The organism is Polynucleobacter sphagniphilus (genome assembly GCF_001953355.1).
GTDB lineage: Bacteria > Pseudomonadota > Gammaproteobacteria > Burkholderiales > Burkholderiaceae > Polynucleobacter > Polynucleobacter sphagniphilus.
This window is the reverse complement of record NZ_MPIY01000008.1, coordinates 1-12407: the sequence shown is the minus strand read 5'-3', so window position 1 is coordinate 12407 and position 12407 is coordinate 1. Positions and strand designations below refer to the sequence as shown.

11 protein-coding genes and 1 pseudogene are annotated in these 12407 nt (G+C 45.7%); 7 read left to right on the top strand and 5 right to left on the bottom strand.

Annotation, left to right across the window (positions count from 1 at the left end):
• Window positions 1–25: 25 nt before the first annotated feature.
• Window positions 26–661 carry an NAD(P)H-dependent oxidoreductase gene (locus BOQ04_RS08195; RefSeq protein ID WP_076024272.1) on the bottom strand — a complete coding sequence of 212 codons (636 nt, stop codon included), beginning with the start codon at window positions 659–661 and terminating at the stop codon, window positions 26–28.
• Window positions 662–779: 118 nt separating this feature from the next.
• Here BOQ04_RS08195 and BOQ04_RS08190 point away from each other — a divergent pair, with 118 nt between their 5' ends.
• Genes BOQ04_RS08190 through BOQ04_RS08175 form a run of 4 tightly spaced genes read left to right on the top strand, consistent with a single transcriptional unit; the run spans window position 780 to window position 7129 of the window.
• A complete protein-coding gene (locus BOQ04_RS08190; RefSeq protein WP_076024271.1) occupies window positions 780–1226 on the top strand; it encodes a MarR family winged helix-turn-helix transcriptional regulator in 447 nt (148 codons plus the stop codon).
• A 52-nt stretch (window positions 1227–1278) separates the two neighbouring features.
• Window positions 1279–4467 carry an efflux RND transporter permease subunit gene (locus BOQ04_RS08185; RefSeq protein WP_076024270.1) on the top strand — a complete coding sequence of 1063 codons (3189 nt, stop codon included), beginning with the start codon at window positions 1279–1281 and terminating at the stop codon, window positions 4465–4467.
• A complete protein-coding gene (locus BOQ04_RS08180; RefSeq protein WP_076024269.1) occupies window positions 4464–5669 on the top strand; it encodes an efflux RND transporter periplasmic adaptor subunit in 1206 nt (401 codons plus the stop codon). The genes BOQ04_RS08185 and BOQ04_RS08180 overlap by 4 nt, the downstream gene beginning before the upstream one ends.
• Window positions 5666–7129 (top strand): efflux transporter outer membrane subunit, encoded by a 1464-nt coding sequence (locus BOQ04_RS08175; RefSeq protein WP_076024268.1) that lies wholly within the window; start codon window positions 5666–5668, stop codon window positions 7127–7129. The genes BOQ04_RS08180 and BOQ04_RS08175 overlap by 4 nt, the downstream gene beginning before the upstream one ends.
• 46 nt (window positions 7130–7175) lie before the next feature.
• Here the strand turns inward: BOQ04_RS08175 and ahpF are convergent, their stop codons facing one another.
• Together ahpF and ahpC are read right to left on the bottom strand one after the other, a co-directional pair.
• Window positions 7176–8720, bottom strand: coding sequence for an alkyl hydroperoxide reductase subunit F (gene ahpF, locus BOQ04_RS08170; protein WP_076024267.1), 1545 nt, complete (start codon window positions 8718–8720; stop codon window positions 7176–7178).
• Window positions 8721–8818: 98 nt separating this feature from the next.
• On the bottom strand, window positions 8819–9382 hold the full coding sequence (gene ahpC / locus BOQ04_RS08165; protein ID WP_076024266.1) for an alkyl hydroperoxide reductase subunit C: 564 nt from the start codon (window positions 9380–9382) through the stop codon (window positions 8819–8821).
• Between the two features lie 217 nt (window positions 9383–9599).
• Here ahpC and BOQ04_RS08160 point away from each other — a divergent pair, with 217 nt between their 5' ends.
• Window positions 9600–10274 carry a nucleotidyltransferase family protein gene (locus BOQ04_RS08160; protein WP_076024265.1) on the top strand — a complete coding sequence of 225 codons (675 nt, stop codon included), beginning with the start codon at window positions 9600–9602 and terminating at the stop codon, window positions 10272–10274.
• Window positions 10275–10289: 15 nt separating this feature from the next.
• The gene (locus tag BOQ04_RS08155; RefSeq protein ID WP_076024264.1) at window positions 10290–11324 is read left to right on the top strand and encodes an XdhC family protein; all 1035 of its coding nucleotides are present in this window, start codon (window positions 10290–10292) and stop codon (window positions 11322–11324) included.
• A gap of 67 nt (window positions 11325–11391) precedes the next feature.
• Here BOQ04_RS08155 and BOQ04_RS10730 read toward each other — a convergent pair whose 3' ends face one another.
• Both BOQ04_RS10730 and BOQ04_RS08150 read right to left on the bottom strand, forming a co-directional pair.
• A complete protein-coding gene (locus BOQ04_RS10730; protein ID WP_158025488.1) occupies window positions 11392–11544 on the bottom strand; it encodes a hypothetical protein in 153 nt (50 codons plus the stop codon).
• 116 nt (window positions 11545–11660) lie between these two features.
• Window positions 11661–11955 (bottom strand): annotated as a pseudogene (locus tag BOQ04_RS08150) (integrase core domain-containing protein); the annotation flags it as partial.
• An 81-nt stretch (window positions 11956–12036) separates the two neighbouring features.
• On the opposite strand from BOQ04_RS08150, the gene BOQ04_RS08145 reads away from it, so the two are divergent.
• Window positions 12037–12396: an IS110 family transposase gene (locus BOQ04_RS08145; RefSeq protein ID WP_076024263.1), complete on the top strand. Its 360-nt coding sequence runs from the start codon at window positions 12037–12039 to the stop codon at window positions 12394–12396.
• Window positions 12397–12407 lie beyond the last annotated feature (11 nt).

Below are 12407 nucleotides of genomic sequence, written 5' to 3'. Positions count from 1 at the left end.
GTATTTTTTTGTATTAACTATCGCCTTATTTCACATTGATGACAAAATCCTCTGTAGGGCGTCTGACTTTCTTCAGGTTAACTAGCCAATCTTCATCTAATTGTCTATAACCTAGTGGGAGCATTAGAACGCTACGCAGGCCTTTTTCCTTGAGATTGAGAATGACGTCAAGGGCAGCTGGATCAAAGCCTTCCATCGGGGTGCAATCGACTTGCTCGTAGGCTGCAGCAATGAGGGCTGTACCTAGGCCAATGTAGGCTTGTTTAGCGGCATGTGTGAAATTGATTTCAGGATCCCTGGTGGGGTAATTCTTGAGGAGGTTTTGGCGATAGGCCATGGCCGCTTCGCTCTTGATATTGCGCTCCTCATCAGCAAAATCGTACATCTGATTGATGCGATCAGCTGTATAGGTATCCCAGGCTGCAAAAACTAGTAAATGGGAGCAATCCGTAATTTGTGACTGGCCCCAGGCAATTGGTTTTATCTGTTCCTTCACCTCCTGATTGGTTACTACCAGCACTACATAGGGCTGCAAACCACTGGAACTTGCAGTAAGGCGGATTGCCTCCAGAATTTGCCCGACCTTCTCCTCAGGCACCGGCTTGCTCGGATCCATCTTTTTTGTTGCATAACGCCATTTTAATTTTTCAATCAGACTCATTTTTATTCCTTTTTAAGCTGTGTGGTGACCGTAAGTGTATTTGGATATTAAAAAATGAGCTGCAAGCAAAAATAACGAATAGGTATTAATATGTCAATTGGATAGAATTCTAACGAATATGCACGATTTCCTCATAACTACATTAGAAGAGCAATTTTCTGTCATGCTTCATAGTGCCGCTCGCGCTTACAAGCAGGCTCTCGATCGTCGTCTGAAGGATTTGGGTGTGGGGCAAACCGGGTGGATGACAATTGCATTTATTGCGCGCTCCGATGAACCGCTCTCACAAATTGAATTAGCCAAGCGAGTGGGGGTTGAGCCTCCTAGCATGGTTCCAATGATCGATAGATTGGTTCGGCATGGCTTAGTATCACGTCAACCATCTACTGTTGATAAGAGGATGAAATTTGTTTTACTTACCAAGAGTGGCGCCGCTCTCTATAAAAAGATTGAAATTGAGGCGGATCGTTTTCGAGCCGCTCTTTTATCAAAAGTGAACAAAAAAGACCTCAGTTTGATTGTTAAATTTTTGGAGCAGGTGTATGAGGCTGCTGAGTCAATCTGAGCAAAAGAATAAAAAAGAGATGAAAAATACTAATACTAGGAGTGCGTCTTAAATGTGGATTGTTCGTTTAGCGCTCACACGACCGTATACTTTTATTGTGATGGCGATTGTTATCCTTTTTGCCACCCCGTTGGCAATCATGCGCACACCAGTGGACGTGCTGCCAGATATTAATATTCCTGTCATTAGTGTTATTTGGACCTATAACGGCCTATCAGCCCAAGAGATGGCTTCTCGGATCATTCAGACCGATGAAAGAAGCTTAACAACCACTGTTAATGACATTGAGCGGATTGAGTCGCAAACTTTGCCTGGTATTGGTATTGTGAAGATTTATTTTCAGCCGAACGTCAATATTGAGATGGCAATTGCACAGGTCGTTGCAGTATCCCAGGCTCTGCTGAAGAATTTCCCACCGGGAACCTTGTCCCCCCTGATTATCAAATATACCGCTTCCAGCGTGCCGGTGATTCAGATTGGTTTATCTAGTAAGACGCTATCCGACCAAGAATTGTTTGATAGTGCTACCAATATTATTCGGCCACCATTGGTGACCATTCCGGGGGCCGCCATTCCCTACCCATATGGTGGAAAAATTAGGGTAGTTTCTGTGGACTTGGATCCAAGCGCTTTGTTGGCAAAGGGTCTTTCTTCAACCGACATCATTAATGCGGTCAATGCGCAGAACTTGATCTTGCCTTCAGGAACCGCAAAGATTGGTGAAACTGAATACACCGTAGCCCTCAATGGTTCGCCTAATTCTATTGAGGGATTAAATGCCATCCCAGTGAAGACAAGCAATGGAGCCACTACCTTCTTGCGAGATGTTGCTCACGTGCGCGATGGATTTAACCCTCAAACCAATATCGTTCACCAAAATGGCTCACGTGGGGTTTTGCTCTCTGTACTTAAAAACGGCGGCGCATCTACTTTAGATGTTGTGGCTGGTATCAAAGAGAAGTTGCCTGGCGTGATGGCTCTTGCACCCAAGGGTATTGAAACCAACTTCTTAAGTGATCAGTCGATCTTTGTTAAGGCGGCTGTGAATGGTGTGATCCATGAGGCTTTAATTGCAGCGCTCTTAACAGCCTTGATGCTCTTATTGTTTTTGGGTAACTGGCGGATAACCACCATTATTGCCATCTCCATTCCCCTATCGATTTTCTCTTCAATTCTGGCCTTACACGCGATTGGGGAAACCATCAATATCATGACCCTGGGTGGTTTAGCTCTTGCGGTGGGTATCTTGGTCGATGATGCAACGGTAACCATCGAAAACATTGAGCGTCACCTGCACATGGGTACCGATCTCTATAACGCAATTTTGGATGGCGCTGGCGAGATAGCAATTCCTGCATTCGTATCTACCTTGTGTATTTGTATTGTGTTCGTGCCTATGTTCTTTTTGGGTGGTGTGGCACGTTACTTGTTTGTACCCTTGGCTGAGGCTGTGGTTTTTGCCATGCTGGCCTCTTATATCCTTTCGCGCACTTTGGTTCCTACATTGGCTTTGATGATGATGGGGCATCAGGAAAGTACCAATAAAGTGACTGCATGGATTCATCATGTGCACAGTCGTTTTAATGAGCATTTTGAAAGCTTTCGGGCTGGTTATGTCTTGCTCCTGAGCTTTTTATTAACCCATCGCAAGCAATTTATGCAGGGTTTTTTGACCTTTTGTATTCTTTCTTGTGGAATTTTCTTATTCTTAGGACGAGACCTGTTCCCTCAGATTGATACGGGTCAAATTAAGTTGCATGTACGTGCGCCTACCGGAACGCGGATTGAAACAACGGCCCAAATAGTCAATCAAGTCGAGGGTGTAGTTCGTGAGGTAATCCCAGAAGATCAAATGGGCGCCATTCTTGATAACATCGGCCTACCATATAGCGGCATTAACTTGTCCTATAGTAATTCGGGAACCATCGGTACGATCGATGCCGATATTCTCATTTCTTTGACTGAGGACCACAAGCCGAGTAACTATTATGTTGAGCAGTTGTTGCCGCGTCTGCGTAAGGACTTTCCAGGTGTGGAGTTTTATGTTCAGCCGGCTGACGTAGTTACACAGATTCTGAATTTCGGCATACCGGCTTCTATTGACGTGCAGGTGCTCGGCAAGAACTATGAAGCAAGTGAAAAATATGCCAGCACATTACTGAGTCAGATTACCAGTATTCCTGGCGCCGCAGATGTGCATATTCAAGAGCGCTTGAATAATCCAACGCTGAAGCTCAATATGAATCGGGCAAAGATTCAGGGTATGGGATTAAACCCAGTAGATGTTGCGCAGAACATCTTGTTGCCACTATCTGGAAACGTAGTAACTGCCCCTGCGTTTTGGTTGAACCCTGGCAATGACATTGTTTATAGTGTTAATGTGCAGGCACCTCAATACAGGATCAGTTCAGTAGATGATTTATTGGGTCTACCCATTGGAGGATCTACTAATTCTCCTGCGAATATGAACGGTACTGGCGCAAAGGCTCCTAATCAAATTTTGGGAAATTTGGTTGATCTCACACCAGGCACTGAATTTGCGGTAGTGGATCGTTTTGATATTCAGCCGGTAATTAATATTTATGCAAACGTACGTGGTAAAGATTTGGGTTCAGTGGCCAATGCGGTGCAGGATGTGATTGATGGGGCTAAAGCAGATTTGCCCCCGGGCACGAGAGTGGTTTTGCGTGGTCAGATTACCACCATGCGTTCTTCTTATATGGGCTTAGGCTTTGGTATTTTGGGTGCGATGGTTCTGGTTTACCTGCTCATCGTAGTCAATTTCCAGTCTTGGCTGGATCCCTTCATCATCATTACCGCGCTCCCTGCAGCGCTAGCAGGAATTGCATGGATGCTGCTGCTCACTGGCACTAATTTAAGTGTGCCAGCCTTAACGGGAGCGATTATGACGATGGGAGTGGCTACTGCCAATAGTATTTTGGTGGTGTCATTTGCACGTCAGCGCATGCAAGAAGGCTTGCCAGCCTTATCTGCAGCCCTGGAAGCGGGTTCCACCCGTTTGCGCCCTGTATTGATGACGGCTTTAGCGATGATCATCGGTATGATTCCGATGGCCATTGGCTTTGGAGAGGGCTCTGAGCAGAATGCACCTTTAGGCCGAGCTGTTATTGGCGGTCTTTTATTCGCAACAGTTTCAACCGTATTATTTGTACCAGTGCTCTTTGGATCGCTCCACCGACAGATTGCATTGCGTAAGGAAGAAAGGAATACCGCAACATGACCGACGAACGCCACGCCAACCGAGGTTTACCCACTTCGGATCTTCATGGCCCCGAACATGATCTCGCTAAGCGTAAACGTATACTGCGTTTAGCCCGCAATATTCTGATTGCGATTGCAATTATTTTATTGCTTGGCGTCATTCGTATTGTGATTTTGCGTTTGATGAATAACAGCACATTGGAAGAGCGTGCTGCTCAAAATAATGTCATGAATGTGATTGTCGTTCAGGCTAATGGTGGTACTGCAGACGCGCATTTAACCTTGCCAAGTACGGTGGAGAGTTACAACGAAACCTTGATTTACGCCCGCACTCCAGGTTATGTAAAAGAATGGTTTAAAGATATCGGCGCACCTGTAAAACAGGGCGATGTCTTGGCGATTCTAGAGACTCCAGAGGTAAATAAACAGGTTGATGAAGCTAACGCCGCTTTTAATCTAGCAAAAGTAGCTTTTGAGCGCTGGACTTTATTGCGTAAAGAAGATGCGGTTTCTCAACAGGAATTGGATGAGAAGAGTGCAGCCTATAAACAGTCACGAGCTACTCTGCAAAGAACAAAAGAGCTATTGAAGTTTGGCAAGATCGTCGCTCCATTTGATGGCATTGTCTCTCGCCGTAACGTCAATGTGGGTGACTTGGTGAACCCTGGTAACGGTGGTAGCCCCCAAGCTTTATTTGGAGTATCGCAAACCAAAAACTTACATTTGTATGTGTATGTTCCACAAGCGCGCTCAGAGTCGATTACGATTGGGCAGGAGGTTTCGGTCTACAAACCAGAGGCGCCAGATAAAGTGGTGGAAGGAAAAATTGTCCGAACTGCTGGCGCAATCGATGTCGCTACCCGGACTCTACAGGTAGATATTGAGATTCCGGATGGGCAAACCTTTTTATTGCCCGGCGTCTTTGTGCAGGCATCCTTGCCCTTAGATAATCAAGGTCGTCTGATATTGCCAACCAACACCCTCATGTTTGGCTCTCAGGGCACTCAAGTTGCGGTAGTACAGAATGGTCAAGTGCTTAGAAAGACGGTAGCGCTTGGAATTGATTATGGCCGCTCTGTACAAATTGTTGGGGGTCTTGATCCCGCCGATCAGGTGATTGTCAATCCAATGGACTCAATTGCAAATGGTCAGAAGGTAGTGATTGCCGCGCCTCCAAAACCAGCAGAGGCTGCCAAACCAGCTCCTCAGGATAAGAAATGAAATACAGTCGTTTATATCTCTGCGCACTTTCGCTGGTGATAACGGCTTGCTCTCCTATTGGTCCCGACTATGTCAGGCCCACCGTTGATTTGCCTGATACCTGGAAAACGACCAAGGATGCCGATGGGATTGTATGGGCGCCCGGCAATCCTAAAGACGCCATTCCCAAGAAGGATTGGTGGACTATTTTTGGTGATAAGGAGCTTAATGAGCTTGAGGCAAAGTGCCTAGCAAATAACCAAACCTTGCAAGCGTCTATAGCAAAACTGGATCAAGCAAAAGCGCAGTATGGTATTCAATTTGCTGCATTTATGCCAACTGTACAGGCTGGGGCAGTAGCAGACAATCAAAGGGTTTCAGCAAATCGTCCGCTAACTAATTACAAAGTTCCAAACGCCACCACTATTCAGAATAACTTCAGTCCTTATGTATCTGCTAGTTATGAGTTTGACTGGATTGGGCAAATTCGTCGAAGCGTTGAGGCAGCGCAGGATACCGTTCAGCAAGCGCAGGCTGATAAAGAAAATACCCAGTTAATCCTCACAGGTCAATTAGCGCAGGCCTACTTTAGATTAAGGCAGACCGATGAAGAAATTCGTGCGCTCAAAGATTCGATTGGCTTACAAGAGAAAGTCTTAACTTTAATTACCAAGCGACATGATCTTGGCGCATCGAGCGAAGTAGATATGGTTCAACAGGCTGCATTGACCGAGTCGACAAAGGCGCAAATAGAGCAACTTCGTGCGCAGCGTAATGAGTTAGAGAATTTAGTAGCCACTTTGGCCGGCATTCCTGCGGCGGGATTTCATTTGCCTGGTGGAAAGTTGCCCGATACTTTGCCAGTCGTCCCTGTAACGGTGCCAAGCGCTTTATTGGAGCGTCGCCCCGATATTGCTTCAGCTGAAAGGGCGATGGCTGCGGCGAATGCGCAAATTGGCGTTGCCAAGTCTGCGTATTTTCCTATGCTGACTTTGTCTCCAACCTATGTTGGTTATCAGTCAAATAGCATCCCAAGTCTATTTGCAGTGCCTTCTATGATTTGGTCTTTTGGTTTACAAGCAGCGCAAACTTTATTTGATGGTGGAAGAATTAGCTCAGGCGTAGATTATGCAAGTGCGGGCTATGCGCTTTCATTGGCTAATTACAAACAAACTGTTTTGACTGGCATTCAGGATGTTCAGGATGCGCTAGGCAATGTTCAGCAGCTTAAGCTTGCGAGGGCAAATGAAGATAAATCGGTGGCTAATCTAAATCGGGCTTATGAGCTCTCCTATATTCGCTATCAGGCAGGGCTAGATACAGCCTTAGCATTGGCTTTGGTTCAGCAAAATCAATTAACGGGTATTCGCGTTCAGGCCCAAATAAAGGGTAGTCAATTTACCTCTACCGTGGGATTGATTAAGGCACTTGGTGGATCCTGGGATGCCCCAGCTGCCCCTGCAGGGCAGAGTTCAAACTAATTGATGGGTAACAAGGTAATCTCAGAGAGAGATTACCTTGTTTATCTTAAGAGCGGATCAAGAAGTCAAAAGCAGATAATGCCGTTTTGGCGCCTTCACCCATCGCAATAATGATTTGCTTGTAGGGGGCAGTGCTGCAATCTCCGGCAGCAAAGACGCCTGGCACAGAAGTTTCACCTTTTGGATCAACCATGATTTCTCCGCGAGGGGATAAATCAATCGTGCCTTTGAGCCATTCTGTATTTGGCAGCAAGCCAATTTGTACAAAGATGCCCTCTAGTTCAATAGTATGCATTTCATTGGTGGTGCGATCTTCATACTTTAAGGCACTTACTTTGCTGCCATCGCCCAATACTTCTTTAGTAAGGGCACTCTTAATCACTGTGACATTGGGTAGACTGAAGAGTTTTTTCTGCAAAATAGCATCAGCACGGAGTGCGCTATCAAACTCAATGAGGGTAACGTGGCTAACGAGTCCGGCTAAATCAATCGCCGCCTCAACACCAGAATTTCCACCGCCAATGACTGCAACGCGTTTGCCTTTAAATAGAGGACCATCGCAATGGGGGCAGTAGGCCACACCTTTGTTGCGGTATTCGGTTTCGCCTGGGACATTCATTTCTCTCCAGCGGGCACCGGTGCTGATAATGACCGATTTACTTTTGAGTACCGCACCATTGGCTAACTCAAGCTCAATACCATTGTCTGAATGACGTAATGCGCTAGCGCGTTGCAAATTCATGATATCGACATCGTAGCTCTTGACGTGTTGCTCCAGTGCCATAGCAAGTTTAGGGCCATCAGTCTCTTGGACAGAAATGAAGTTTTCAATCGCCATCGTATCCAAGACTTGACCGCCAAAGCGCTCAGCTACAACACCAGTGCGAATTCCTTTGCGTGCAGCATAGATAGCAGCAGCTGCACCAGCTGGACCACCACCAACGATCAGCACATCATATTTATCTTTTGCATTGAACTTGGCCATGTCCTCGGCTGGATTATTGGCATTCAATTTAACAATAATTTCTTCAATACCCATGCGACCTTGGCCAAAGGATTCTTCATTCAGAATGACGGTTGGCACAGCCATAATTTGATGGGCATCAACCAATTCCTGATACAGGGCGCCATCGATCATTTCATGTTCGATATTGGAGTTAAGGGCAGCCATCAAATTTAAGGCCTGCACTACATCTGGACAGTTGTGACACGACAAGGAAATGAAGGTCTGAAATTTCAGTTTTTGCGTAATGCCTTTAATCTGCGCAATCACTTCATCTTCTACCTTGGGTGGATAACCGCTCACCTGCAAAATAGCCAAGATGAAAGAAGTCATCTCATGACCCATTGGTAATCCAGCAAATGTAATGCGAGCTGCTTCACCAGCTTTACTGACGGTGAAGCTAGGCTTGTTAGTGGCATTGCCATCCGTTTTGATCGTAATCTTGTCAGATTGCTCAGCAACCTCATTTAAGAGCTCGAGCATTTCTCCGGCAGCTGGGCTGTCATTGAGTGATGCGGTGAGAACGATTGGTTGAACAATCCTCTCAAAGTAGGTCTTTAACTGGGATTTGATATTGCTATCTAACATGGTAATTCCTTGATTGGTGTATTTAGGCAGTCTATTGGAGAGAATCTGAGTTCTCTCCAATAGACTCTCTAAGAGAGTCTATTGTGATGAATGCTTTATTAGATCTTGCCTACTAAATCTAAAGAAGGAGTCAATGTAGCTGCGCCTTCTTTCCATTTTGCTGGGCAAACTTCACCTGGGTGAGCGGCTGTGTACTGTGCAGCTTTGAGCTTGCGCAGAGTTTCAGATACATCACGAGCGATTTCGTTTGAATGGATTTCAGCTGTCTTGATAACGCCTTCTGGATTGATGATGAATGTGCCGCGCAAGGCTAAGCCTTCTTCATCGATGTGTACGCCAAAACCACGTGTAAGGGTGTGTGTTGGATCGCCAACCAATGGGAACTTCGCCTTACCTACAGCTGGGGAAGTCTCATGCCAAACTTTGTGTGAGAAGTGAGTATCAGTTGTGATGATATAAACTTCAGCACCCATTTTTTGGAATTCAGCATAGTTCTCTGCTGCATCTTCAATTTCTGTTGGGCAGTTGAATGTGAATGCTGCTGGCATGAAAATCAATACAGACCAATGGCCCTTGAGTGACTCTTCAGTCAGGGTAATAAACTTACCATTGTGGAAAGCTTGGGTTTTAAATGGAATTACTGGAGTGTTAATAATGGACATGGTGTTCCTTTCTTGTTTAAAAAATGAGTGACAACTTGGACATTGTCTAGGCTAAGTAATTATTTGTCTAATGAATAGAATTGATAATAGTTATCGATTTATTGGATTAAGAAAAAAAGCGCCTACAGCCAGTATCGCTCTTTTGGATAAATAAAATGTGTCTAGGCTGCAGTGCTGCTAAATTGAGTTCAAAGCTAAAAAAGAGATCATTCAGACCATGAAATCAAGCAATCAAGGCGATAAACCAGCCAGCAAGGCTATTGGGTTAAATATAGGCGCCATTGTCTTGGCGGCTGGCGAGGGAGTCAGAATGGGTTCTATCCCCAAAGCCCTCATTCAGATGGAGGGCATCCCACTCATTGAGCATATGTTGCGGGCATTATCAGAGGCTGCTGTCGCTGAAATACTTGTTGTAACAGGCTATTACCATGCATTTATCGAGCCAGTCCTTAAAGATCATCCGGTCCGGATAGTTCGCAATCCCAATCCCGCTTTGGGACAGCCCTCATCAGTGCGCTTGGGGTTGGAAGCCATCAATCAAGATCTCGATGGGGTGATCATGCTGCTTTGTGATCAGCCTTTAATTAATGCCGCAGACATTGCCCAATTAATAGAGGCATTTATGAATCGAGGGTCTGGCGAGATTATTTTGCCCATGGTCGATGGCAAAAGGGGTAATCCAGTTTTGATTGGCAGAAATGCCTTAAAGCAAATACTGGCATCTGGACCTGAGATGGTATGCCGCAATTTTATGGATCAACATCCAGAAATGGTCAGTCTGCTTGAAACTAGCAATGCCCACTTTCTAGGGGATGTGGACTCCATTGCCGATTTGCAGAAGTTCAGGCAAGAGTTGGGTATGGTGTTGACACTTCCAAATCTACCCAATTGAACTAAGATTGGCTTTATGGAAAATGTAGATCTTGTTGTACTGCGCACTTTATTGGACTGGAGAAGGTCTGGTAAGAGGGCCTTATTAGCTACAGTAGTGCGCACCTGGGGCTCCTCGCCAAGACCGATTGGATCGATCATGGCACTTTGTGAAGATGGCAGTGTTGTGGGTAGTATCTCGGGCGGCTGCATTGAAGATGATTTGATTCGTAGCTATGGCGCCAGCAAAGAATTCCCTTCTGGGCCTCCCCAATTTTTAAAGTATGGCATCACGGCAGACGAGGCTCATCGCTTTGGACTTCCTTGTGGAGGTACTTTGGAGCTATTGCTGGAGTTTGAGATTGATGTGGAGATGTTGAGTCAGTTAGTTCAGCAACTCTCCTCTGGGTTGTTGGTGCAGCGAATTACTCGTTTGAATGATGGGGTAGTGCAGCTGAGTAAAGTCAATGCACCAGAAGCATTGTCAGTAAGCTCTCAGGAATTAAGGAATACCTTTGGCCCTGAATACCGTATGTTGATTATCGGGGCTGGGCAGTTATCTGAGTATCTAGCCATCATGGCCTTATTTAATGGCTTTAATGTCACAGTTTGTGATCCCCGCGCTGAATATCGAGACAGCTGGAAAGTGGAGGGCGTGACCCTGACATCCGAGATGCCTGATGATGTCGTCATTGCCATGAAGTTAGATAGTCGTAGTTGCGTAGTGGCTTTAACGCATGATCCCAAGTTAGATGATTTAGCTCTGCTAGATGCCTTGCAGACTAAAGCTTTTTATATTGGCGCCATTGGTTCTCGCAGAAATAGTGAGGCACGTAAGCAACGTTTAATTGAGCACTTTGGACACACTGAGGAATCTATTTCAGGATTAAGAGGCCCGATTGGAATTTATATTGGCAGCAAAACACCCCCTGAAATTGCAGTCAGCGTCATGGCGGAAATACTTGCCGTAAAAAATAGTGTTCAGCTGCCAAGAGATATGCAAGTGGCTATAGCGAAGGGGGGCGCGGGCATCAAACAAGATGATCCGGGCACATTGAGCTGCGGTATCTAAAAAGTACTCATCATCAGTAGCAAAGAATAAAGCCCCTAGAGCGGCTTTATTCATATGCACGGTTAGATTAGAAGCGGTAACCAACACCAACAATAAAGTCAGTGCCTGTACCTTTCGTGGTTGAATTAATAGTGCCCGCATCTGTGGCTATGGTGACTGATTTAGGTGAGAAGGCTGCATAGTTCACCTCGCCAAAACCATAAAATGAGTCGCTAAACATCTGCTTGTAGCCCAAGCCTGTAGCAAAGCCGCCAACACTGATGTTTTGTTGGCTGAAAATGGCTGAGCTTGACTGGTAATCCCCCCTTATTTAACCGAACCTAAAAGTAGGATTAGTTAAGCAACCATGGCCAGTCGCTGTTTCGGGGTAATGCCGCCCAATGCCATATTTGGACGTTGATGATTGTCCCGCGGGATTCCCTTCGGTCTATTTATACATCCATTGCGTTGCAAACTCCTGAACTTCGTTAATGCTTTCCCAATAATGCTGTGATAACCATTCGTATCTGACGGTGCGATTAAAGCGCTCTACATAGGCATTTTGTTGTGGTTTACCTGGTTGGATATGTTGTATGTGGATTTGATGCTTTGCTGCCCACTCCATCAGTCTGCCACTGACAAGTTCCGGGCCATAGTACATGCAGAATGGTAGTCAGCCGCAGCAATTTAAGCCATGCTGGTGATTGCGAGATCATCAATAAGGAGTATTGCTATGGCTGACCACTTAAACAATAAACCCTATGGGGCATGGATTGCAATTGATATTGCCAAGGACTTTAATACCGTGTTAAGCGAGACTAAAGAAGGTAAACGACAGCATTTTCGGATGGCTAATTCTGCTGCCGATCATGATCGTTTTATTGCTTTTCTAAAGAGCTTACCGCCGCCTTGCATTATTGGGTTTGAGGCAACCGGCAATTACCACCGCGCATTAGGGCATCGCTTGGTAGCGGCGGGGTTTGAAGTCTGTTTTATTTCCTCGGTAGCTAGTGCCCGGTACAGAGAGGTGATGTTCAACTCCTGGGATAAAAATCGACCCCAAGGATGCTGCAGTGCTTTTAGAGCTGCTTAAGCAAGGGATTA